General features: G+C 55.1%; 21 protein-coding genes. 11 read left to right on the top strand and 10 right to left on the bottom strand.

Annotation, left to right across the window (positions count from 1 at the left end):
- The first annotated feature begins 24 nt into the window (after nucleotides 1-24).
- The 5 genes from AC4GMC_RS03880 to denD are packed head-to-tail and all read left to right on the top strand — an operon-like array spanning nucleotide 25 to nucleotide 5,138.
- Nucleotides 25-1,056 carry an L-idonate 5-dehydrogenase gene (locus tag AC4GMC_RS03880; protein WP_487875616.1) on the top strand — a complete coding sequence of 344 codons (1,032 nt, stop codon included), beginning with the start codon at nucleotides 25-27 and terminating at the stop codon, nucleotides 1,054-1,056.
- Nucleotides 1,056-1,649, top strand: a complete 594-nt coding sequence (locus AC4GMC_RS03875) for a LysE family translocator (protein WP_487875617.1) — start codon at nucleotides 1,056-1,058, stop codon at nucleotides 1,647-1,649. The genes AC4GMC_RS03880 and AC4GMC_RS03875 overlap by 1 nt, the downstream gene beginning before the upstream one ends.
- The gene (locus tag AC4GMC_RS03870; protein ID WP_487875618.1) at nucleotides 1,646-3,028 is read left to right on the top strand and encodes an FAD-binding oxidoreductase; all 1,383 of its coding nucleotides are present in this window, start codon (nucleotides 1,646-1,648) and stop codon (nucleotides 3,026-3,028) included. The genes AC4GMC_RS03875 and AC4GMC_RS03870 overlap by 4 nt, the downstream gene beginning before the upstream one ends.
- Before the next feature lie 3 nt (nucleotides 3,029-3,031).
- Complete coding sequence (locus tag AC4GMC_RS03865; protein WP_487875619.1) at nucleotides 3,032-4,150, top strand: fumarylacetoacetate hydrolase family protein; 1,119 nt, start codon at nucleotides 3,032-3,034, stop codon at nucleotides 4,148-4,150.
- Nucleotides 4,151-4,172: 22 nt separating this feature from the next.
- The gene (denD, locus tag AC4GMC_RS03860; protein ID WP_487875620.1) at nucleotides 4,173-5,138 is read left to right on the top strand and encodes a D-erythronate dehydrogenase; all 966 of its coding nucleotides are present in this window, start codon (nucleotides 4,173-4,175) and stop codon (nucleotides 5,136-5,138) included.
- Nucleotides 5,139-5,229: 91 nt separating this feature from the next.
- Here denD and AC4GMC_RS03855 read toward each other — a convergent pair whose 3' ends face one another.
- The 3 genes from AC4GMC_RS03855 to AC4GMC_RS03845 form a co-directional block, all read right to left on the bottom strand.
- Nucleotides 5,230-6,168 (bottom strand): 2-hydroxyacid dehydrogenase, encoded by a 939-nt coding sequence (locus AC4GMC_RS03855; protein WP_487875621.1) that lies wholly within the window; start codon nucleotides 6,166-6,168, stop codon nucleotides 5,230-5,232.
- A 129-nt stretch (nucleotides 6,169-6,297) separates the two neighbouring features.
- Nucleotides 6,298-7,272, bottom strand: a complete 975-nt coding sequence (locus AC4GMC_RS03850) for a sugar kinase (RefSeq protein WP_487875622.1) — start codon at nucleotides 7,270-7,272, stop codon at nucleotides 6,298-6,300.
- A 118-nt stretch (nucleotides 7,273-7,390) separates the two neighbouring features.
- Nucleotides 7,391-10,048, bottom strand: coding sequence for a flagellin N-terminal helical domain-containing protein (locus AC4GMC_RS03845; RefSeq protein ID WP_487875623.1), 2,658 nt, complete (start codon nucleotides 10,046-10,048; stop codon nucleotides 7,391-7,393).
- Between the two features lie 219 nt (nucleotides 10,049-10,267).
- Between AC4GMC_RS03845 and AC4GMC_RS03840 the strand changes: the two genes are divergently transcribed.
- On the top strand, nucleotides 10,268-10,921 hold the full coding sequence (locus tag AC4GMC_RS03840) for a hypothetical protein (RefSeq protein WP_487875624.1): 654 nt from the start codon (nucleotides 10,268-10,270) through the stop codon (nucleotides 10,919-10,921).
- Nucleotides 10,922-10,945: 24 nt separating this feature from the next.
- Here AC4GMC_RS03840 and AC4GMC_RS03835 read toward each other — a convergent pair whose 3' ends face one another.
- From AC4GMC_RS03835 to AC4GMC_RS03810, 6 genes are read right to left on the bottom strand one after another with little or no spacing between them, the layout of a single operon-like run.
- A complete protein-coding gene (locus AC4GMC_RS03835; protein WP_487875625.1) occupies nucleotides 10,946-11,236 on the bottom strand; it encodes a hypothetical protein in 291 nt (96 codons plus the stop codon).
- 2 nt (nucleotides 11,237-11,238) lie between these two features.
- Nucleotides 11,239-11,577: a flagellar biosynthesis anti-sigma factor FlgM gene (locus tag AC4GMC_RS03830; RefSeq protein ID WP_038005499.1), complete on the bottom strand. Its 339-nt coding sequence runs from the start codon at nucleotides 11,575-11,577 to the stop codon at nucleotides 11,239-11,241.
- Nucleotides 11,578-11,610: 33 nt separating this feature from the next.
- Entirely contained in the window at nucleotides 11,611-12,348 is a 738-nt protein-coding gene (gene flgA / locus AC4GMC_RS03825; RefSeq protein WP_487875626.1) for a flagellar basal body P-ring formation chaperone FlgA, read from the bottom strand.
- Nucleotides 12,329-12,667 carry a type IV pilus assembly protein FimV gene (locus AC4GMC_RS03820; RefSeq protein WP_487875627.1) on the bottom strand — a complete coding sequence of 113 codons (339 nt, stop codon included), beginning with the start codon at nucleotides 12,665-12,667 and terminating at the stop codon, nucleotides 12,329-12,331. Before AC4GMC_RS03820 ends, flgA begins: the two co-directional genes overlap by 20 nt.
- A 1-nt stretch (nucleotide 12,668) precedes the next feature.
- Nucleotides 12,669-13,799 (bottom strand): flagellar assembly protein T N-terminal domain-containing protein, encoded by a 1,131-nt coding sequence (locus AC4GMC_RS03815; protein ID WP_487875628.1) that lies wholly within the window; start codon nucleotides 13,797-13,799, stop codon nucleotides 12,669-12,671.
- 21 nt (nucleotides 13,800-13,820) lie between these two features.
- A complete protein-coding gene (locus tag AC4GMC_RS03810; protein ID WP_487875629.1) occupies nucleotides 13,821-14,333 on the bottom strand; it encodes an LPP20 family lipoprotein in 513 nt (170 codons plus the stop codon).
- A gap of 151 nt (nucleotides 14,334-14,484) precedes the next feature.
- Here AC4GMC_RS03810 and flhA point away from each other — a divergent pair, with 151 nt between their 5' ends.
- The 5 genes from flhA to AC4GMC_RS03785 all read left to right on the top strand — a co-directional run bounded on the left by flhA (nucleotide 14,485) and on the right by AC4GMC_RS03785 (nucleotide 19,595).
- Nucleotides 14,485-16,593 carry a flagellar biosynthesis protein FlhA gene (gene flhA, locus AC4GMC_RS03805; RefSeq protein WP_487875630.1) on the top strand — a complete coding sequence of 703 codons (2,109 nt, stop codon included), beginning with the start codon at nucleotides 14,485-14,487 and terminating at the stop codon, nucleotides 16,591-16,593.
- Between the two features lie 42 nt (nucleotides 16,594-16,635).
- On the top strand, nucleotides 16,636-18,048 hold the full coding sequence (locus AC4GMC_RS03800) for a hypothetical protein (RefSeq protein ID WP_487875631.1): 1,413 nt from the start codon (nucleotides 16,636-16,638) through the stop codon (nucleotides 18,046-18,048).
- A 77-nt stretch (nucleotides 18,049-18,125) separates the two neighbouring features.
- Nucleotides 18,126-18,500: a flagellar export chaperone FliS gene (locus AC4GMC_RS03795; protein ID WP_487875632.1), complete on the top strand. Its 375-nt coding sequence runs from the start codon at nucleotides 18,126-18,128 to the stop codon at nucleotides 18,498-18,500.
- Nucleotides 18,501-18,507: 7 nt separating this feature from the next.
- Entirely contained in the window at nucleotides 18,508-18,795 is a 288-nt protein-coding gene (locus AC4GMC_RS03790) for a hypothetical protein (RefSeq protein ID WP_487875633.1), read from the top strand.
- 317 nt (nucleotides 18,796-19,112) lie between these two features.
- Entirely contained in the window at nucleotides 19,113-19,595 is a 483-nt protein-coding gene (locus AC4GMC_RS03785) for a hypothetical protein (RefSeq protein WP_487875634.1), read from the top strand.
- Nucleotides 19,596-19,709: 114 nt separating this feature from the next.
- On the opposite strand, the gene AC4GMC_RS03780 is transcribed toward AC4GMC_RS03785, so the two are convergent.
- On the bottom strand, nucleotides 19,710-19,907 hold the full coding sequence (locus tag AC4GMC_RS03780; RefSeq protein WP_487875635.1) for a hypothetical protein: 198 nt from the start codon (nucleotides 19,905-19,907) through the stop codon (nucleotides 19,710-19,712).
- Nucleotides 19,908-19,932 lie beyond the last annotated feature (25 nt).

The following is a 19,932-nucleotide window of genomic DNA, read 5'->3' as shown; positions in this document are numbered from 1 at the left end:
TCATAGGCAGGGGAGGGTCATCTGATGCAAGCACTCTATGCGCACGGGCCCAAGGATTTGCGCCTGAGCGAAGCGCCGGATGAAGCGTTAGATCGCGATCAGGTCCGCATCAGAATGGCCCGTGGCGGCATCTGCGGCAGCGACATGCATTACTTTAATCATGGAGGTTTCGGCAGCGTTAAGCTTCGTGAACCCATGATCCTTGGGCACGAAGTGTCCGGTTATATTGCTGAAGTGGGAGCTAACGTCAGCGGGCTAAAAACCGGTGACCTAGTCGCGGTTTCGCCTTCTCGCCCGTGCGCTGATTGCAGCGAATGCCTGCGCGGTCTGCCCAATCAGTGTCTGAATATGCGGTTTTATGGCTCCGCTATGCCGTATCCCCACATCCAAGGCGCCTTCCGGGAAAGCCTGATCGCGGACGCTTCGCAATGCGTCAAAGCCGATTGCCTAAGCCCAGCAGAGGCCGCGATGACTGAACCATTAGCAGTTTGTTTGCATGCGGTAAAACAAGCCGGAACCATTTTGGGCAAACGCGTTTTGGTAACTGGGTGCGGCCCAATTGGCATCCTAATTATTCTTGCCGCGCGTCGCGCCGGAGCCGCGGAAATTATTGCGACTGATATCACCGATACGGCACTTGCGCGCGCAAAAGCCGCCGGCGCGGATGTAACGCTAAACACTCTGTTAACACCAGATGCGTTAAGCCCATACACCACCGACAAGGGGACGATCGACGTTGGGATCGAATGCTCGGGGGCGGAGCCTGCACTTCGCGCGATGATCAGTGCGTTGTGTCCTTGCGCGACGCTTGTGCAGCTCGGCCTATCGGGCGACATGACACTCCCAATGATGCAAATCACAGCCAAAGAACTCTCGATCAAAGGCTCTTTCCGCTTTCATTCAGAGTTCGCACAGGCCGTCGCATTTATGCAAAAAGGCCTGATTGATGTAGCTCCGTTGGTCACCCACAGCTTTCCACTGGCGAAGTTTCAAGATGCATTTGATACCGCAAATGACCGAACTAAGGCTATGAAAGTGCAGCTGGAATTTTCCTGATGGGTACATTTGCACTTGCTGTTATCCTGCTGATCATCACGCCCGGCCCGGGGGTGTTAACCACTGCGGGTTTTGGCGCGGCGTACGGCTTTCGCCCCTCGCTCAGGTATGTGCTGGGCCTTTTCATTGGCACAAACCTTGTATTGTTGGCCGTCGTAACTGGGATGGCCGCAATCGTGTTATCAGTCCCCTGGCTGCGCACGCTTCTGATGACAGCTTCAATCGCATATTTGCTCTATCTCGCTGCGCGGATCGCGTTTGCAGGGTCCAAAATTGCTTTCATTGCAGCTAAAAACCCGCCCGGAATTGGCAGTGGCTTAGCCCTACAGGCAATTAACCCAAAGGCATATGTGGTTAACACGTCTCTTATTTCCGGATTCAGCTTTGCGCCGGATAGTCTGCCCTTTGAAATATTGATCAAAGTACTGATTATGAACACTATTTGGATCCCTATCCACTTGGCCTGGCTTTGGGCTGGCACGGCTCTGCACGAGCTTAACCTAAATCAACGCACCGAACGCGCGATTAACAGCGGCATGGCCCTTGCGATGCTAACCGTTGTCGCCCTAGCCACATGGACCGCCACCTCATGAGTATCAAATCCGCAATTGACGCACTTATAGCGCAGCTCGGCGACAAAATTAATACGTCCCAGGCGGACCTAACTTTACACGGTCAGAACGAGACTTATTTCCCAAACACCCCGCCCGATGCTGTCGCTTATCCAACCTCAACCGAGGATGTTTGCATAATTGTCAAAATCTGCGCGGATCATAGCTGCCCCATTACGCCCGTCGGCGCGGCATCGTCGCTGGAGGGTCAGCACCTCGCAACGGCAGGCGGCGTTAGTCTTGATTTTCGCGATATGAAGCAAGTGCTTGAAGTTAATTCAGACGATCTAAACTGTGTGGTCCAAGCTGGTGTCACCCGGAAAGAGTTGAACCAGCACCTCCGCAGCACGGGCCTATTTTTCCCGGTGGACCCGGGTGCAGACGCGAGCATGGGCGGCATGGCCGCAACCCGAGCGAGCGGGACAACCGCGGTCCGGTATGGCACAATGCGCGAAAATATACTCGCACTTGAGGCGGTATTGGCGGATGGCACCGTGATCCGAACAGGATCGGCTGCGCGCAAGGCGTCGAATGGCTATGACCTAACGCACTTGCTTATCGGGTCCGAAGGCACGCTCGGTATCATCACCAAATTAACGCTAAAGTTACATGGGTTACCGGAGGCGACCACCGCAGCCACCTGCCGGTTCGACACCGTGGATGACGCAGTTAACTGCGTTATCGCAACAATCCAATGCGGCATCCCCATGGCCCGGATCGAACTTCTCGACCACATGATGGTGCGGGGTTTTAACAAATACTCCGATGCTGGCTTGCCCGAAGTACCCCACCTGTTTCTCGAATTTCACGGCTCCCCCGCTGCAGTCGAAGACCAGCGCGCAGCTTTCTCTGAAATCGCACATGAATACGGCGCATCTGGCTGGAAGACCGCAGACACCACCGAGGATCGAACAGCCCTTTGGGCAATGCGCCACGACGCGCATTACGCTTCCGCCGCCTTGGGTAACGGCAAACACGTTTGGCCAACGGACGTTTGCGTTCCAATTTCAAAACTGGCTGAAGCCGTCGGTCAAGCCCAGCGGGATGCAGAGAAATTAGGACTTACCGCAACGATTGTGGGTCATGTCGGGGACGGCAATTTCCACGCCGGCCTTTCGGTCGACCCCAATGATCCGGATGAGATGAAGCGCGCCGAACAGTTCACCGGCGACCTGTGCAAAACAGCGTTGCGATTAGGTGGGACCGTATCGGGTGAGCACGGGATTGGCCTTGGGAAACAACGCTACATGCAGGCCGAACATGGCGACGCCCTGACCCCAATGCGTGCGATCAAGGCCGCGTTAGACCCCAAAAACATCCTCAACCCCGGCAAAATGTTGCCGCCGACGAATGAGAAATAGATCATGCTGCCATTGTCCAATCCTGTCCCGAATGCGGCTCTTGCAGGACGCCTCTGGCGCCCTGGTCTGGGACCCTGCGTTGTTGCAATCCGAGCGGAGCGAGTGATTGATATCACCTCGAAAACGATCCCGACGATGCGCGATTTGTGTGAGGCAGACGATCCAGTTGCGTTAGTACGTGACGCGGATGGGGAAGATATTGGTAGCTTAAGTAAATTAACGAACCAATTGCTGGCGCCAGTGGATCTGCAAGCAATCAAGGCCTGCGGCGTGACCTTTGCTGATAGCATGGTGGAGCGCGTAATCGAGGAGCAAGCCGCCGGTGATCCCGAGCGTGCAAACGCGATTCGAGCCCGTGTCAGCAAGATCATCGGCGAAAGCCTCTCAGGCGTGAAACCCGGATCTGATGCAGCGGAAAAGATTAAGGAAGTCCTTCAAGCCGAAGGCTTGTGGTCACAATATCTCGAAGTCGGAATTGGTCCCTTTGCTGAGGTGTTCACCAAATCGCAACCGATGTCAGCTGTTGGCTACGGCGCAGATGTAGGCCTGCATCCGGTCAGCAATTGGAACAATCCTGAACCCGAAGTCGTGCTGTGCGTGACCTCGGAAGGCACGATTATCGGCGCCACCCTTGGTAACGACGTTAACCTTCGTGATGTTGAAGGACGCTCTGCCCTTTTGTTGGGAAAGGCTAAGGATAACAACGCATCTTGCGCCCTTGGTCCCTTTATCCGGTTCTTCGACGACAGCTACACCATTAACGATATCCGTCATGCTGAATTAACCATGAAAGTCACTGGCGATGATGGTTTCACTCTCGACGGCCAGTCGTCGATGACACAGATCAGCCGCGATCCGACCGACCTTGCGGCGCAAACAATTGGGCGCCATCATCAGTATCCTGATGGTTTTGTCCTGTTTTGCGGGACCATGTTTGCACCAACCAAAGATCGCGATGCACCGGGCCAAGGCTTCACACATCATGTTGGCGATGTCGTCGAAATTACAGAGCCAAACCTAGGTACGCTGCGCAACACGGTGCGCTTGTCGACAGAATGTCCCGAATGGACCTTTGGCACCGCAGCGCTGATGCGAAACCTCGCATCCCGCGACTTGCTGTAAATCAAAAGAAACGGAGAGCCCCATGAAAGTCTTAATCCTCGGTGGCGGTGGTGTCATAGGCCAGAAATTGGCACAAAGCCTTGCATTGCGCGGCGAATTGCGCGGCAAGGAATTAACCAAAATTGTCCTAGCGGATATCACCAATCCGGCACCCATCGATGCCCCGTTTGCGGTTGAAACTACCACTTGCGACATCGCCAATCCCGCATCAGTTTCCAGCTGCATCGATGCCGACACAGACGTGATCTATGTGCTCGCTGCAATTGTATCGTCGCATGCCGAAGAAGACTTTGATTTAGGGTATAAAATCAACATGACCGGCACGATCAATGTGCTAGAGCGCGCTCGGGAATTAGGCACAAAACCGGTTGTTGTTTTCACATCTTCTCTGGCTGTTTTTGGTGGCGAAGTGCCCGACCCGATTGTGGATCACACTCTTCTAAATCCGCAAAGCTCGTATGGCACACAAAAGGCTATCGGGGAGCTATTGCTAAACGATTATAGCCGTAAAGGCTTCATCGATGGGCGCGGCTTCCGCTTGCCTACGATTTCGGTCCGGCCAGGCAAGCCAAACCGTGCAGCTTCGTCATTCATGTCCTCAATACTGCGAGAACCGCTGAACGGCCAGGAGGCCGTATGCCCGGTTGAGGAAGACTTCCTTCACTACTATCTTAGTCCACGAAAATGCGTCGAGAACCTTATCAAGGGCGCCGAACTCGCAGAAGAAGACCTTGGCCAAAACCGCAACATGATGATGCCGGGAAAAATCTGGTCCGTACGCCAGTTAATCGACGCCATGACCGGAGTCGTCGGCCCGGAACCCGCCAAGCTTATCCGTTGGGAAGCGGACGCGGCCATCCAGTACATCGTCAAGGGCTGGCGATTTGATCAGGCGCCCGAAAAGTCCATTAAATTAGGGTTAACGGCCGACGATAGCTTCGAGGACAATATCCGCTACTATCTAGAAGACGACAAGCAGGGCACATAAAACCCCTGCGCCTTTAACGTACTTTATAACAGATCAAAATCCCCGCCTGAACGAACAAGCATTGCTCAGGCGAGGACGACCCTAGGTCTGGCTAGTTTACAGATGTAAGCAAATCCTTAGCAGCCAAGAACGCCAGCACGTTGTCACGCTGCAATTTGGCCATAGCGGCACGTGTCTCAACGGTGCCGGACCCTTGGTGAGGCTGGATCACGACGTTGTCCAACGCATAAAACCGCGCATCAATTTTCGGCTCATTTAGAAACACATCCAACGCCGCACCAGCGATTGCACCGCTTTCAAGAGCATCTAACAAAGCAGCCTCATCCACGGTTGATCCACGCGAAATGTTAACCAACACGCCCCGCGATCCGAGTGCCGCGATCACCTCTTTTGAAACAAACTGCTCTGTGTCCGGACCGCCGACCAAAGCAACGATCAAGTAGTCCACGGCATGAGCTAACGAGACCGGATCAGCATGATGCGTCCAACCCGGTGTGTCCTTTTCAGAACGTGACCAATAATGAATATCCATCTTGAACGCAGCCAAACGATCGGCAATTTCGCGCCCGATCCGACCAAGACCGACGATACCGACACGCCCACCGCTCACTTTTCGGTTTAGCCGATATTCGCCCTGTTCAGCCCACTTGCCAGACCGCGCCCATGCACTTGCATGCTCCATCTCACGGCCCTGCATGATCAGCATTGCCACAGCAAGGTCGGCCACGTCATCATTCAAAACACCGGGCGTGTTGGATACTTTGATCCCCCGTGCGGAGGCCTCTTTGACGTCGATTGCATCATAACCCACGCCATAATTCGCGACCACGCCAACGTTTGGCAAAAGGTCCATCTCGGCCGCCCCAAAGGCATGATGACCCTTGTAGGCAACAGCCTTGATCGCCTCGCGCTGCGCGGTATCTAGGTCCGCCAGACCGGCTGGGCCATCAAGGTAAATCGGCGCAAGATCCCGCGTTAGACCCTGTTTTTCATCATCGTTGTATGGCCCAATCGCCAATGTATGTGTCATGCTTCACCCTTCATGCGCAGCCTTGGAAAATGGTATACCATTTTTGATGGTGGGCCTGACCATGGAAAGTGTCAACCGCATGGGCACCGCTTTTACCGCGAGTTTTATACGCCAGAGGCTTGATGCATCCTAAATGGACTCAACTGGACTTAACTTGTCCAAATCCAACGGAACAAGCGCGCCACGCCGTGCGATAACCTGATGCGCCACTTCGCAGGCCAACCGGATCGCTGCTTCAACGTCGCCCGAACGCCCCAGCTCCGCAAAAAAGCCTGCGTTAAAGCTGTCGCCCGCGCTGGTCGTATCAACAATTACGGACTGTACTTTGGGGATGACAACACCTGTCGCACCAGAGTGATTGTAGTGCACAGAACCAGCGCCGTTCTTGACGATGACCGACCCGGCCCCCGCCCTTAGATAACGGTCAATGGTCGCTTGTGGGTCTGCGTCACCGAAGAAGTCCGCCTCATCATCATAGGACGGCAAAACGATATCGCTGACGGCCGCCGCCTCCATAATTGCCGCGCACATCGCCTCTACGGACGGCCACAAACGCACCCTCAGGTTGCTGTCAAACGCGACCGTCGCCCCTGCAGCCCGTGCCTGCCGCAATACATCCAGTAATGTGGCACGGCCCGCATCATCCAAGATGCCCAGCGTGATGCCCGACAAGTAAATGAGATCCATGCCCTCGACCGCACGTTCCAGCGCAGCCCGATCCGCGCCCAACTGCCGCGCTGCGGACTGGTTGCGCCAATAGGTAAAGCTCCGTTCACCTTGGTTTAGCGAGATAAGATACAACCCAACCGACCGCGCCGCGTCTTTTGCGATATGGTCTGTATCGATCCCAGCGTTCGCCATCATCGCGACCATTTCAGATGAAACCGCATCATCCCCCACACGCGTAAAATAGCGGGTGGTCCATTCTGGCCGTAACGATTTGAGATACCAAAGCGTGTTGAATGTATCGCCCGCAAACCCTTGCCGGAACAAGCCCGCCTGCTGTTCGGGCGCCAGTTCAACCATGCATTCCCCAATCGTCGTCACCCGACGCATAGCGAGCGCATCATCACCCGCTACAGGTTTCCCAAAGGCAGTTGTCATGTCATCGCTCCCTGTTCGTTAGCACGTGGTATACCAGCTTTAACTTTCGGGAAAAGTGATCGCCCAAAAGAAAACAGGCCCGGAAAAACCCGAGCCTGCTTTTTACTTTTTAGGTCGATTAACCTTGCAAGAGGCTCAACACACCTTGCTTGGAGGCATTTGCCTGCGCCAGCATCGCAGTGGATGCCTGTTGCAGGATCTGAGCCTTGGACAACGCTGTGCTTTCCGTTGCGAAATCAGCATCCTCGATGCGCCCTCTGGAGGCCTCCGTGTTGACGACAATGTTGGTCAGGTTGTTAACCGTGTGGTCGAGACGGTTAACAACTGCACCCAGATTAGCACGTTCACCACCCAGCGATTCCAGCGCGCGATCAATTGTAGAAATCGCGTCTTGGCTACCAGCATCCGTTGAAATGTCGATCGCCGACACTGCGTTTTGGGAAGCCGATACACCGGTATCGTCCAGCATTTTGCCAACACCTTGCTGTGCACCGGGCGACGCTGTCATGACGCCCGAACCATCAGAGGTGAAGTTGGTCAGATCGATCTCACCGCCTGTGGCATTGGTCAAAATGATCGGTGCCGTGCCGTTGGCAGCGGCAGCGGTGATGTTCGAACCCGCGTTAGACAATGCAGAGGTGATTTCAGCTAGCATTGCCGAGTTGTCAGTCGTGTCAAAGCTGGTCAAACGTACGGTTGCCGTTGTCTGACCGTCAGACACTTGGAATGTGACGTCGTCGGTCGCATCCATGCTCAGCGCCATAGTTGTCGCGGTGGCTGTGCCAGCAGCAGCTGTTGATGCACCAGTTACCGCCGCAGAGTTAGTCAACGTGGCAGACGAACCCTGGCCCGCTGCGTTAGCTGCATTGACGATGCCTGTTCCTGTTGAGGCAAAATCGGTGATGGTGATTGCACTACCAGCGGCATTCGACAGTAATACATCACCGTTCGACAGAGCCGCGCTAACGCCTGTTGTTGCCGACTGCGAGTTGATCGCCGAAACCATGCCGTCAAGGTTGCCACCGGACACTTCTGCAGTGACCTGTGTGCCGCCGATCTTGAACGAATATGTATCGTCTTCGGAGAAGCTCATAGTCATCTCGGATGGCGTTGCTTCCACACCGTTGGTGGTCGAAGCGCTGCCCTGCGTCGTCAGGTTGACGTTAGCAAAGGTTGCCGTACCAGCGACGACCGCGGGCTTCCCGGTAGAGGAAAAAGTATCCAGCGTAGCAGCCGCAGATGCACCACTAGCGACTTCGATTTCCAGTTTACCGTCGACCAAGCGAGCTGTGACATCACTGTTAATTGTTGTGTTAGCGTTGATCGCATCACGTGTGACTGCCAGCGCTTCTTGCAGCGTTTTATCGGCAGAAGCCGTCGCAACAGTGAAAGCTTGGCCGCCGAGTTTAAACCCATAGTCAGCCTCTGCCTCAGTGAAGGAAAGCTGCGCAATGTCACCTTTGTCGATATCTGTCGTATCGGAGCCACCAACTGCGTAAGTATTGCCAGGCGTACTAGCGTCAGCATCAACACGAGTAGACAGCACCATCGAACCTGCCGAACCGACAGGCGAAGATGTCGCCACGAAGTTTTTGATCTCGATTTCTTTGCCAGTTGTATCCTGCAGCGAGAAGTTCTGGCCTGTGACTGTCGAACCCGCAGCGCCATCACCAATCGCAAGTTTCAGCGTGGCCAACAGATCGGCTTCTGTCGTCGTCGTCCCGAGGTTCGAAACCGTGATGTCTGTGCCATTCACGTTGAAGCTGTAGTCTTTGCCAGCCTGTAGCGCGAGGATAGAGCTAGCAGTGGTTGCACTGCCACCACCGTTGTTAGTGACACCTGTGGTCGCACCAGTATCTGTCAGCAGTTTGCTTTCACCAGCACCAGAGATGGACGCATAAGATGCTGTGCCATTGCCGGCCGACGAAAAGTTGGACACTGCGATGCTGTCACCAAGTTTGTTTTCGATCGTCACAACGTTGCCGTTGGCAGTTGCGGAAACCGTATCAGCGGCCAAGGTGCCTGCTGTCACAGCGGCCGAAATCGCCGTGTTGATTTTGCTTGCAACGTCAGAAGCCGAATTGCCAGTCACCGATGCACTGGCGATTGTCAGGGCTTCTGTTGTTGACCCGTCGCCTTCACCAACGGTCAGCGTAAAGCCATAGGTGTCGTTGCCGTTAAACGCCATCTGCGAGACTGATTTCGTAGCAGCAACGCCCTCAGCGGAGTTCGAGGTGGCAGCACTTGAGGTCAGGGCCGTCAGCGATGTGCCCAATGCCGTCGTACCAAGATTACCAACTTTGAAGTTGAGGCTCTCACCGGCTTTGGCGCCGATTTGCAGGGTAATATCAGCGGTGCCGTCCAGCATATTGACGTCATTGAAACGCGTCGTGGTCGCGATGCGGTCAATTTCCGCTTTCAGCTGGGTCACTTCGTCATTCAAGTTCTGACGGTCATTTGTATTGAGCGTGTCGTTCGACGACTGAACGGCCAGTTCGCGCATACGCTGGAGCATGTCAGAGATTTCAACCATCGCGCCTTCGGCTGTCGCAGCCATCGACTGACCGTCGCTCGCGTTGCGGATCGCTTGGTTCAAACCGTTGATCTCGGACGTCATGCGTGAGGCAATCGCGACGCCAGCGGCGTCATCGGCGGCAGAGTTGATGCGCTTGCCGGTTGCAAGGCGCTCCATGGACGTTTCCATGTCTTTATTAACGCTCGAGGCGGCAGCGCTGGCCAATAAGGCGCTAGAATTCGTTGCAATTGCGAGTACCATCACACTTCTCCTGTTTCAAAATTAAAAGCGGCGCTGCATTGGGTCACACCGCCTCTGAGACCAGCGAGCAAATTGGTACCGCTCTCTAGCCTCATAAGGTAACGGCCCGCGGCGGCGCATTTTAGCGCCAAGGCAAAAAACTTTGTAAACAAAGGCAATTGTCGCGCGGGCGCTTTGCTTTTAGGCTTTGTCGCAATTGATTTCGGGAGACGTGACCCCATGAAGATTTTGCCCCTTCAGCGCAGCGCGCTCTGCATGCTGACTGCCTGCACATTGGCTTTGCACCCCCTTTCCCTATGTGCTGAGGAAACACCTGACCCATTCAATGCCGCGGTTCAGGCGGCCAAAGCACAGGACTTTGCGCAGGCCGCCGATTTGTTTGAGGTCCTTGCGCAGGCCGGGGATCATGACGCGCAATTCAACTTTGCTGTGTTGCTAAAATCTGGAAAAGGTCGCCCGCAGCATTTTGCCCAAGCGCTTGAATGGGCCTTACTTGCGCAGCTGGGCGGGGTGACACGCGCCTCAACCCTGAGTGCGGATTTGATCGACATCGTTCAGCCCGCAGCCCTGCGTGAGATTGAGGGCCGTATTCAAGAGCGGATGCAAGACCGGCTTGCCCGAGGTGACCGCAACGCGGTGATGCCATACGTGCAACTCACACGGGAAGTGTTGCAAAAGCCCGACCTAGAAGAAGCCTATCTATGGACGCTGCTCGGCTCGGCCCTCGGGTTGCCAGACGCTGCCGCGGAGCGCGACGATATTGCGGGAGAGTTAGAGATCAAGACAATCTCTAAGGTCCAAGATGCGGCACGCGAAATGTTTGTTGAGGAAAAGCTGGTAGAGCGATTTGCGGTTCCGCCTGCGGATTCTTAGTGGCCAGTCACAGCATACGTCATGTCAGTATTTTGACGATGTTGTTTTAGGTTGGTCATATTTTGACAAATTTGCCGCCGACAGGGGCGAGCGAAGCTCAGCCGATCTGGCTGCAAACAAAAATTCACTGACCAAAAGCTTATTCAGCTTTGTCAGTTCTGGGTGGTCGAGGTCCACCAAACCAGTCGCATGTTCTAGCTTTGCCAAGACAGCTTCTGAAATCTGCGCAAACCTATCGGGATCACGTCGAGACGTGTTCAACTGCATTAACAACTGCTCCAGCTCATTTAGGGCAGTTTCAGCAGCCTCGTTCATCGTCAGGTCAGCGACTCAAACGCTTCTGCGAGGCCATCCGCGATCTTGGAGTAGTTCAGCGGATATTCATTTGCGCTGATAGCTTCTCGGATCCGTGTGACCGCATCAATGTCGATCGGTGCTGGCTGGTTTTGCATAGACGCAAGCACGTCTGCCGCCGCTGAGTTTACCTCAACGGATGCCTTACCAGCAGACGGCACCGGATTAACCGGCGCGCCCGTACCTAAGTTTGCAACCTGAGACGCGTCGCCCTGTGAAACGCTCACTTTGGGCGCAGCAGTCGCGTCAGGCACTTTGACCGAGGTAACGGTACCCGTCAGATTTTGTGTAACATCAACCATGTTCTATCTCCTGCTAATGGAGGTAACGGCCCCCTAGTTGCGACCTTTAGCAATTACTTCAACTTTTTTTTCGCCGACGATCCGCCCAAGCAGCGGGGTTCCGCTACGCATGTTTGCAACCCGGATGGTGTCGCCCAACTGGCCCGCATCTAGTGCGATCCCGTTCGACAGGATTTCGATTCCACCCCGCACCACGATCAGCTCCAAAGGATCGTCTTCTTCAACGCTCCATTCCCGCGCAAGGTGACGGGCCATGACAGGCATATGCGGACTCATTGACTGATTAAGCGCGCGGCCAATTACATCTGACACGCGGCCAAACACACTTGCCGAGGACAAGGGATCTACGGGGCGTAGCTCTACATCCATGGCCTGAATGCGGTCTCCGCGCCGCAACGGGCGGGTCAAAAAAACTGCTTGGGTCGTTGCCGCTTCGGCCGGAGTCGCCGCCAAAGGTACGGCCCCTTTCACCTGAGCGCGCACCGAAATGCGCCATTCCGCAGGCGATGGGCAGATGACATTCACACTGCGCCAGCCACCAAACGCGGGCTCCACGCGCAGAGGGCTATCACAAAGAAAGAATTTTTTTTGAGGCATTAAGCTGGGGGCCGCTATTTCGCCCGCTTGGGCCAGGCGCGCGCCAATCGCTTCGCGGATTTCACCGCCGTCAACAATGCGTTCTTGTGCCGCCAACCCCACAAGGCCGGGCATAAACGCCGCCAAGGCGATCAGGCCCATCCGGCGTATAAGGTTAGAAAAAGTAGATATCATCGACTTTACCCGTGCCGCCGTGTCCAGGCGGTAACCGCAGCGTTTGCCCCATCAGCATCCGGTCTGGGTTTCCACCTCTAAAGGCGTGCGGATTGCTCTGTACCGTTTCGCGGATCAACTCGTTTAGGCTGACGTGGGCGCCAAAATAGCCGCGCAGAATACCGTTTAGGGTCTCGCCTTTGCGGATAGTATGCCCTTCGGCATTTTGTACCGCAGAGCTATCGCCCGCGCCGTATTGCAACACAACGAATGGCTCCTGCGCGAAAGTGGCGGAGACGGACATCATGCACGTCAAAACACAGGTTACGAAAAGCTTCATATTACTGCATCCCCCCTGAAAACCGCACGGAAACGCCCGCCAACCCATCCGGGGCGCGGGCCGCATTCATGGGCGAAATGATTGCACTGCTCTGCGCCAGTTCGGTCACACGAAACACTGTCCAAGCCTGCCCCCGCCCTTCCGCAAACGCGAGGCTTTGTTTCGTCAACCCATCGCGCGCGCCCAGAGGTACGCGAAAGCGATCCTGCCCTGCGGGTTCCAACGTGGCCACCAAAGGTGCGCAAGGGAGCTGCGCTAGCAAAGGCATTAACCCCGCACTGATGTGTTCAGCCAAAGCGTCTGCCACAGCGTTTTGGTCCTTGCGGGCGACGACGTTTAGCGCCCGCCACGGGGTATCAGGTGCCAGGCGAATGGTATGCCGCAATCGCTGATCCCGAGCCCTCGAAGGGGCTGCGGGATCAATGATCCGCGCCTCAACCGTTACGGTAACGCGGGTCGCGTTCACACGCGCGGCATCCGACGACCATCGCAGTTGCAGCCCCCGCGCATCCTTGGGCAATCGTGACACAGGCGCTGCCGCCCGCGTAGCCCGCCCCGTCAAAAGTGTTTGATAGTCAAAATTATCCTGAACCGCCGACGTCGGTTGGCCACGTGGGGTAATATCAATGTTACTGCGGGTAATCTTGATCTTGGCGGTTCGGCCCAGCGCATCCAACGTCTGATCATGAGCCATCTCAAGCGCACCCTTCATCCACAAGGGCGTGCGCATACTGGCGTGGATGTGCGGGCGCACGGCCATCAGCTCAACATCCGGGCGGACTGCACAGCCCAAATCAGGTTGGGTGCCAACATAGGCATCAATAACGACTTCGTATTGAGACCCCGCCGCATATTCTTCAACGATGGCAAAATCCAAGATGCGGCTGGAGGGACGCAACACAATGCTATCCCCCGTAAGGACGCCCTGATCCACCACCGAAAAGCCATCCACCTGCGCGCCGCCTGCCAATGCCGCCTGATACAGGGCGTCTTCAAGCGCACCACGACGGGCCAGATCGTGTTTTCCCGTCTCAACGAATGCACGCCCTGTGACCCGGACCATGTCAGGCAGCGCCGGCTGTGACGCGAGCAGAAAGACCGCCCCCATCACAAGCAACAAGCGCACTAACATGGAACGTCGTCTAAACACGGGCTACCGCAGTGCCTTCATTATGCGCGCGATCATATCGCGGTCCAGTTCCAACACGACCTCATAGGTGTCACTGCCAACAGGGTTGATCCGCACGGTTCGCGCCCCCCGAATGGTCCCGGCGACCGAGGCCCGGGTGGTGTCGTTTTGCACGATCGTATCGATGACCGTCGTCCGAGAAGACATTTGCAGGCCATGCACTTGCTCGGTCAAATCCCGCATCGCATCCAAACGCGCCGCTCGGATTGCCATCAAACGCTTTTGGTTGGCGTTGCGCGCAGGCTGGACCGAAATTGTCGCGTAGCCCACGCCCGTAATCGCCGGAACGACTTGTTTGATTACAGCCACGTCTGACGCGTCAAGCGCAGCCTCAACCGCCACTACGTCACGCACGGCAGGGTCAACCTTGCCCAACATCGCCGCATGGCCGTTAAAGGTATTGCACCCGCTCAGCCCAAACAGGGCTCCGGTCAGCGCAAGCATGGTGATAACGCTTTGTCTGATAGGTTTGCACACGGTGGTCTCCTGAGATGGTCTTGTTGGACAGCGTTATGCACATGGCGTGCCAGCCACGGCCTACGCTCAAAACATCCCAGAATTTGAACAAGATGGCATGATATTTGCCTGTGTCCAAGCGTACGGCACCCCAGCCGCAAAGGACCTATGTATGAGCCTGTCAGAACCCATGATGAACGGCGCGAGCATTCGACGTTCGCTGACCGGCCTTGTGCTGCCTTTGGGTATTCTGATGCTTGTGGCGATGATGGTATTGCCGCTGCCTGCGTTCATCTTGGATTTTCTGTTTACGATTAACATCCTCATGTCTCTGCTCATCTTGATGGTGGCGCTACATACTTATCGTCCGTTAGATTTTTCCTCGTTTCCCAGTTTGCTACTGGTGGCGACGGTCCTTCGGTTGGGCCTCAACGTGGCCTCAACACGCATCGTGCTGAGCGAAGGCCACACAGGCACCGAAGCCGCAGGCAAAGTGATCGAAGCCTTTGGTGCATTTGTCATCGCGGGCAATTATGTGGTCGGGATCTTTGTGTTTGCGATCCTCGTGATCATTAACCTTGTGGTGATTACCAAAGGTGCGGGCCGCGTGTCCGAAGTGTCGGCGCGTTTTACGCTAGATGCGATGCCGGGCAAGCAAATGGCTATCGATGCTGACCTCAACGCAGGCGTCCTGACCGCAGAGGAAGCCACCCTGCGCCGCGAAGACGTGGCCCGTGAAGCCGATTTTCATGGCGCAATGGATGGTGCATCCAAGTTCGTCAAAGGCGACGCGGTAGCGGGCATCCTGATCCTTGCGGTGAACGTGATTGGTGGGCTGGCTATCGGGATGCTGCAACACGACCTATCGGTCGGCGAAGCGTCTGAGTTGTATATTCTGCTGTCCATCGGTGATGGTCTGGTCGCGCAAATTCCGTCGCTGCTGTTGTCCATTGCCACAGCGATTATCGTGACCCGCGTGTCGTCCCGCCAAGACATGGCCCAACACATCAAGGGAGAGATCAGCATGTCCCGCGCATGGTTCCCAGTGGCGGGTGTGCTGGGACTGATCGGGTTGGTGCCGGGCATGCCAACGTTACTGTTCGTTGGCATGGCAGGTGCGGCAGGTGCGGCGGGATATGCATTTCGGCAGGCGGAATTGCGCGGCGATGACGAAGCCCCCGATGAAACCGATGAGCCAGAAGAGACCAGCGACCCAAACACGTTGAAGGTCACCGATGTGGCGGACTTATCCGCAGTGACCCTGCTGCTGAGCTATCCGCTTTTGACGATGGTTGACGCCGATGATGGTGGCCCGCTTGCGCGGCGGATCACGACCGTCCGAAAAGAGGTTTCTCAGGCGCTAGGGTTTGTACTGCCCGGTGTGCGCGTGCGTGATGACCTTGGGCTCAGCGCCAATGACTACCGGATTAAGATTGGGCAAACAGTGGTGGCTGAGGACAAAGTGTATCCCGATCACAAACTGGCGCTGCCCAGCGGCACCTCCCGGATCAAGGTCAAAGGGATCGACGTTAAGGACCCGTCATTTGGCATCGACGCGACGTGGATTTTGCCCGAGCGTGAGATTGAAGCCGAGGCCAATGACTATGTCATCATTGAGCCGGAAACGGTCTTGGCTACGCACCTAAATCAGATCTTGTATAAACACGCCTCGGAACTGATCGGGCAGGATGATGTGCAGGAACTGCTCGACAACTTATCCGGTGTTGTGCCGCAATTGGTGCAATCGGTCATCCCCAAGCTGATGCCCTTGCACACCTTGACCGCCGTCCTTCGGCACCTTTTACGGGAACGCATTCCGATATCCGACCTTCGTCGTATCCTTGAACTTTTGTCTGAGATGGCGGGACGCAACCTGTCGATTGCAGAAACAGCCGAAACCTTGCGCCCCCATCTCGTCGGTTTGCTGATCCAACAAAGCGCGCCGCTCAATGAACCTTTGCCAGTGGTGACATTGGAAAGCAGCTTTGAGCACCTGTTGATCAACTCTGCCAAGCAGTCGGATGGTGACCAATTGCTGTTGGACGGCGGACTGGCGGAACGGCTCGTCCTTGCATTGGTCAAAGTAAACGAAGAGCAGACGGAGCTGGGCAAAAAGCCGTTCCTCGTGGTCTCACCGCAAATTCGGCGGAAGCTGGCGAATTTCCTGCTTCAGCACGTGGCCGACTTCGCCGTGCTATCCTTTACCGAGCTGCCAGATGGCCGAAAAGTCGATGTCGTTGCCAGTGTCTCGGGTGAGGAACAGACCGAGCCCGCCAACTGATCGCTGCCCCCTTAGAACCCCGCACCTCAAGGCCCGAAACAAATGACCGAACATGTCTTCAGAGCAGCAGACTCAGACACCGCGATGGAAAAGGCCATCCGAGAGTTGGGCGACGATGCAATGATCCTGTCGGTCAAACGTGTGGGCGACACGACCGAGGTACGCGCCATGAAGGACACCGCCGCCCCGCGCCGTATCCGCAAGCCAACCACCGTCATAGAGAGCGCAGGAGCTCAGCAAATCGATTTGGCGACAGCCATGCGCCAAGCCCGCTCCCGCCGGGCAGAACCGATTGAACCCGCACCGATTAATATTTTTCTGGATGAGAGTGACGATGCGCCCGATCAGCTGGGGGGCGATGCGCCAGCCGAACCTGAGCTCATTGTGACTGAACCAACGGCCCAGGCGCCCAGCGAGCCAAAACCAGACGGGGTGGCAGCACCAACGCCCGAACCCGCCGCAAAGGTTAGAGCAAAGATTTTACCGCCATCACGCCTAGCGCCTAGATCAGCCAGGCCGGTGGTGGCGACAGTTCCCGCGCCCTTGGTAGAAACATCGCCCGCGACAGGTAAAAAGGGGCTGGTTCTTAAACCGTTTAGCCCCGACGGAGGTGTTCCGAACCGCGATACGAAAGCGGAACCAATCAAAACAGCCAAGCCCGTGTTACGCCCCTATGTGTCGCCATCAGACAGGAATGTGAGGCTAAACCAACCAATCCAAAGGGCCGAAGGCCATGTACTGGCACAAAGTGGATTTCCTGTTGATATCGTCACTGCCAGCATGGCCCAGACGAACACAGGCGATCTGGACGCTCAATTTCGGCATGCTTCGAACTTGTTGGCAGAGCGCCTCGCGCTGGCATCCAGTGCACCATCGCCACTGGAACGTGACATTGTATTCATCTTTGGCCCGCCCGGCTCTGGCAAAACCACCACAGCTGCTAAGGTCGCGTTCAACAGGATACAGAATAGTCAAAGCCGTCCAACACTGTTGTCGCTGAGCAAGAGTGGGCTGTTCGCTGATGACAAGCTGCGCCGCCACGCCGGTTTTCTGAATACTCCTTATGCCGATACCCTTGCGAGCGCCGAATTGCCGCTCATCATAGATTGCGATCATACTGATCCGCTGCAAATTCAGGCGGCGATGGCGACGGTTCAGGACAAGTTTCCGGGCGTCCAAATTCAGTCGATCATGATCATACCGGGCACATGGTCTGCCAGTGCGATCAACAGATTCACGCGAGACATGGGCCAGCCAGGGCTAGGAGCTATTATTACAAACATGCAAATGGGTGGGATCAGCATTCAGGGGCTAAGTGCCCTGAGTGCAAACCAAGTGAACGTCATCTCAACCATGAACAGCGCGTCGATTTCCGACGGTATATCAATCGCAAATGCGCAATCGCTAACCGCGCACATGCATGCTGCCTTCAACAATCGCGAATCAGAGGTGTAATGTCCGGTTCTTGCTCTAAAGGCGAGGGCACACAGGCCGTTACTTATTGTGATTGAGCAAAAATTTGAGGCCACAAAATGACGATGCAAAGCCCAGCCGCTATTTACAAACGACAGCAGAGCAAACCTGACTTCGACGTTGATAATAATCACCAACTCATCAAGGCGACGCTGGAATATTTGGCCAAAAGCCTCGCCATTCTGTCGGCGACACCCAAAGCAGAGCCAGAGCTTTACAAGATCCACACGGCCCGCTCGCTTACAGCGATCTACATCTTACAAAGCAGCCTAGACTTTGACACAGGCGGCGCGGTGGCGACTAACCTATTCCAACTTTACGAATATTGCCGACAACAGGTCCTTAAGGACATGCGCAAAGATGAAACCGCAAACCTAGAGCAAGCCCACTTTGCGATGCGCGAAATCCTTGATGCTTGGCAGCAGATCGCCTGAGGATTTGATGGGTTCAACCGCCAACTCTATCTTGAACGAGCTTAGAGCCGCCCAAAGCGAAGTTGACAGTCTACTGCGTGCTGAAAATTATGCAGAGGCTATCGTAAAGAGCGAGGCGATGTATCGCCTTGCGACATCCCTTCCAATTCAGGGAAGTCCGGCTGAAATTGAAAATCTCACGGCACTGACCAAAACCCATCACAGAATGACAGAACAGGTCACCGCTGCCTTAAACCGGTTTCAAGCAATTGGGCGGAAACGGCAAAAGGCGATATCAGGTTATCGAATGAAATGATGTTCAACGGAGGCTCATACTCTAACAAATTTTGCAGACAGCAGGCTTCTGACCCCAAGTAGAAATCATTGCAAGCACCCGACCTAAACTTTTGATAACGCCCATCAGCGAAAGACAGTCTGGGCACTTAGGCGCATATTTTGCACTGTCATATAAATAGCGTTTCTTAGCGCTCGGTACGTGCGTCAACTCAAATCAAATAGCGTACTTGGAGGTGTAGAACCTCAAGATACGCGTTTATGAGCGTATCGAGAGCAGCGCATGTCAGCAATTCAATACCATGTCGCCTTGGGTGCGGCTAGTTAGGCCTTGTAGGTATGTCCCACGCCCCCGATTGGATCCTGAATGCAGCTTGCGCAACAATCGCGCTACGCTACGTTGAAGGAAATCTTCCAATCCAAGCTTACGCCAATAAAATGGCAAAACCATTCAGTGAGACATACAGCGACTGCTCACCCGAGAAACTGCACAGCGCAGCAGAGGCCATGCTATTTTTTCTAGCAGAGATCGAAGAAGAAAACACGATCACCTACTGCAACGCGTTTATCTACAATTCGATAATGCTGGATCGGACCGGAAAACCGCGAAAAATGAAGGGGCTGTTTTTTGATCCCCTCGCCCCTGTGAAACAAGGAACGAGTAGCAAAGCCGTGCTACTTGCTTTTCGCGCCTTCGTGTTTCGCCTACGCAATGACTCAAGTCTTGCTGAACCCTTTGGCTGGTCTCTAGACAAAGTGCCAGAGCTCAAGTGGCTTAATAGTGTGCTAAATGTAGAAGTCGGTTTTTCAGACGCGATTTAGACCAGAATTCTCGAATTTAACTAATATAGAGCTCTAAGAAATGGCCCCTTGTACGGCAACGAAAACTGATCAAAGTTCTCTCTTAGCGCCCTAGTGCCTGCTACCGATTGCTCACTAAGCGCAAGCCAATTGCTCAGCCACTTCAGCAGCATCATGACGTGGAGATAGACACTCACCACGGACCTGCTGGCCATTCACGTCAATAATTGCACTGTTCGACTGCGGCACAAAGGAAACAAGACGACCGCGCGCTGTCTGGTAGGGAGTGATCATAACAGTGACAAATTCACCTTTAACGGTATCGACTTGCATTTGAGTTCTCCAACACACAGCGAAA

It is taken from the genome of Thalassobacter sp. (assembly GCF_982993085.1).
The sequence above is the reverse complement of the archived record's forward strand: the minus strand, read 5'-3'. Positions and strand labels throughout refer to the sequence as shown.

Bases quoted from the DNA above. Each gene is read 5' to 3' on its own strand.
- AC4GMC_RS03880 (WP_487875616.1), top strand. From the start codon at position 25: ATGCAAGCACTCTATGCGCACGGGCCCAAGGATTTGCGCCTGAGCGAA.
- AC4GMC_RS03875 (WP_487875617.1), top strand. From the start codon at position 1,056: ATGGGTACATTTGCACTTGCTGTTATCCTGCTGATCATCACGCCCGGC.
- AC4GMC_RS03870 (WP_487875618.1), top strand. From the start codon at position 1,646: ATGAGTATCAAATCCGCAATTGACGCACTTATAGCGCAGCTCGGCGAC.
- AC4GMC_RS03865 (WP_487875619.1), top strand. From the start codon at position 3,032: ATGCTGCCATTGTCCAATCCTGTCCCGAATGCGGCTCTTGCAGGACGC.
- denD (WP_487875620.1), top strand. From the start codon at position 4,173: ATGAAAGTCTTAATCCTCGGTGGCGGTGGTGTCATAGGCCAGAAATTG.
- AC4GMC_RS03855 (WP_487875621.1), bottom strand. From the start codon at position 6,168: ATGACACATACATTGGCGATTGGGCCATACAACGATGATGAAAAACAG.
- AC4GMC_RS03850 (WP_487875622.1), bottom strand. From the start codon at position 7,272: ATGACAACTGCCTTTGGGAAACCTGTAGCGGGTGATGATGCGCTCGCT.
- AC4GMC_RS03845 (WP_487875623.1), bottom strand. From the start codon at position 10,048: ATGGTACTCGCAATTGCAACGAATTCTAGCGCCTTATTGGCCAGCGCT.
- AC4GMC_RS03840 (WP_487875624.1), top strand. From the start codon at position 10,268: ATGAAGATTTTGCCCCTTCAGCGCAGCGCGCTCTGCATGCTGACTGCC.
- AC4GMC_RS03835 (WP_487875625.1), bottom strand. From the start codon at position 11,236: ATGAACGAGGCTGCTGAAACTGCCCTAAATGAGCTGGAGCAGTTGTTA.
- AC4GMC_RS03830 (WP_038005499.1), bottom strand. From the start codon at position 11,577: ATGGTTGATGTTACACAAAATCTGACGGGTACCGTTACCTCGGTCAAA.
- flgA (WP_487875626.1), bottom strand. From the start codon at position 12,348: ATGATATCTACTTTTTCTAACCTTATACGCCGGATGGGCCTGATCGCC.
- AC4GMC_RS03820 (WP_487875627.1), bottom strand. From the start codon at position 12,667: ATGAAGCTTTTCGTAACCTGTGTTTTGACGTGCATGATGTCCGTCTCC.
- AC4GMC_RS03815 (WP_487875628.1), bottom strand. From the start codon at position 13,799: ATGTTAGTGCGCTTGTTGCTTGTGATGGGGGCGGTCTTTCTGCTCGCG.
- flhA (WP_487875630.1), top strand. From the start codon at position 14,485: ATGAGCCTGTCAGAACCCATGATGAACGGCGCGAGCATTCGACGTTCG.
- AC4GMC_RS03800 (WP_487875631.1), top strand. From the start codon at position 16,636: ATGACCGAACATGTCTTCAGAGCAGCAGACTCAGACACCGCGATGGAA.
- AC4GMC_RS03795 (WP_487875632.1), top strand. From the start codon at position 18,126: ATGACGATGCAAAGCCCAGCCGCTATTTACAAACGACAGCAGAGCAAA.
- AC4GMC_RS03790 (WP_487875633.1), top strand. From the start codon at position 18,508: ATGGGTTCAACCGCCAACTCTATCTTGAACGAGCTTAGAGCCGCCCAA.
- AC4GMC_RS03785 (WP_487875634.1), top strand. From the start codon at position 19,113: ATGTCCCACGCCCCCGATTGGATCCTGAATGCAGCTTGCGCAACAATC.
- AC4GMC_RS03780 (WP_487875635.1), bottom strand. From the start codon at position 19,907: ATGCAAGTCGATACCGTTAAAGGTGAATTTGTCACTGTTATGATCACT.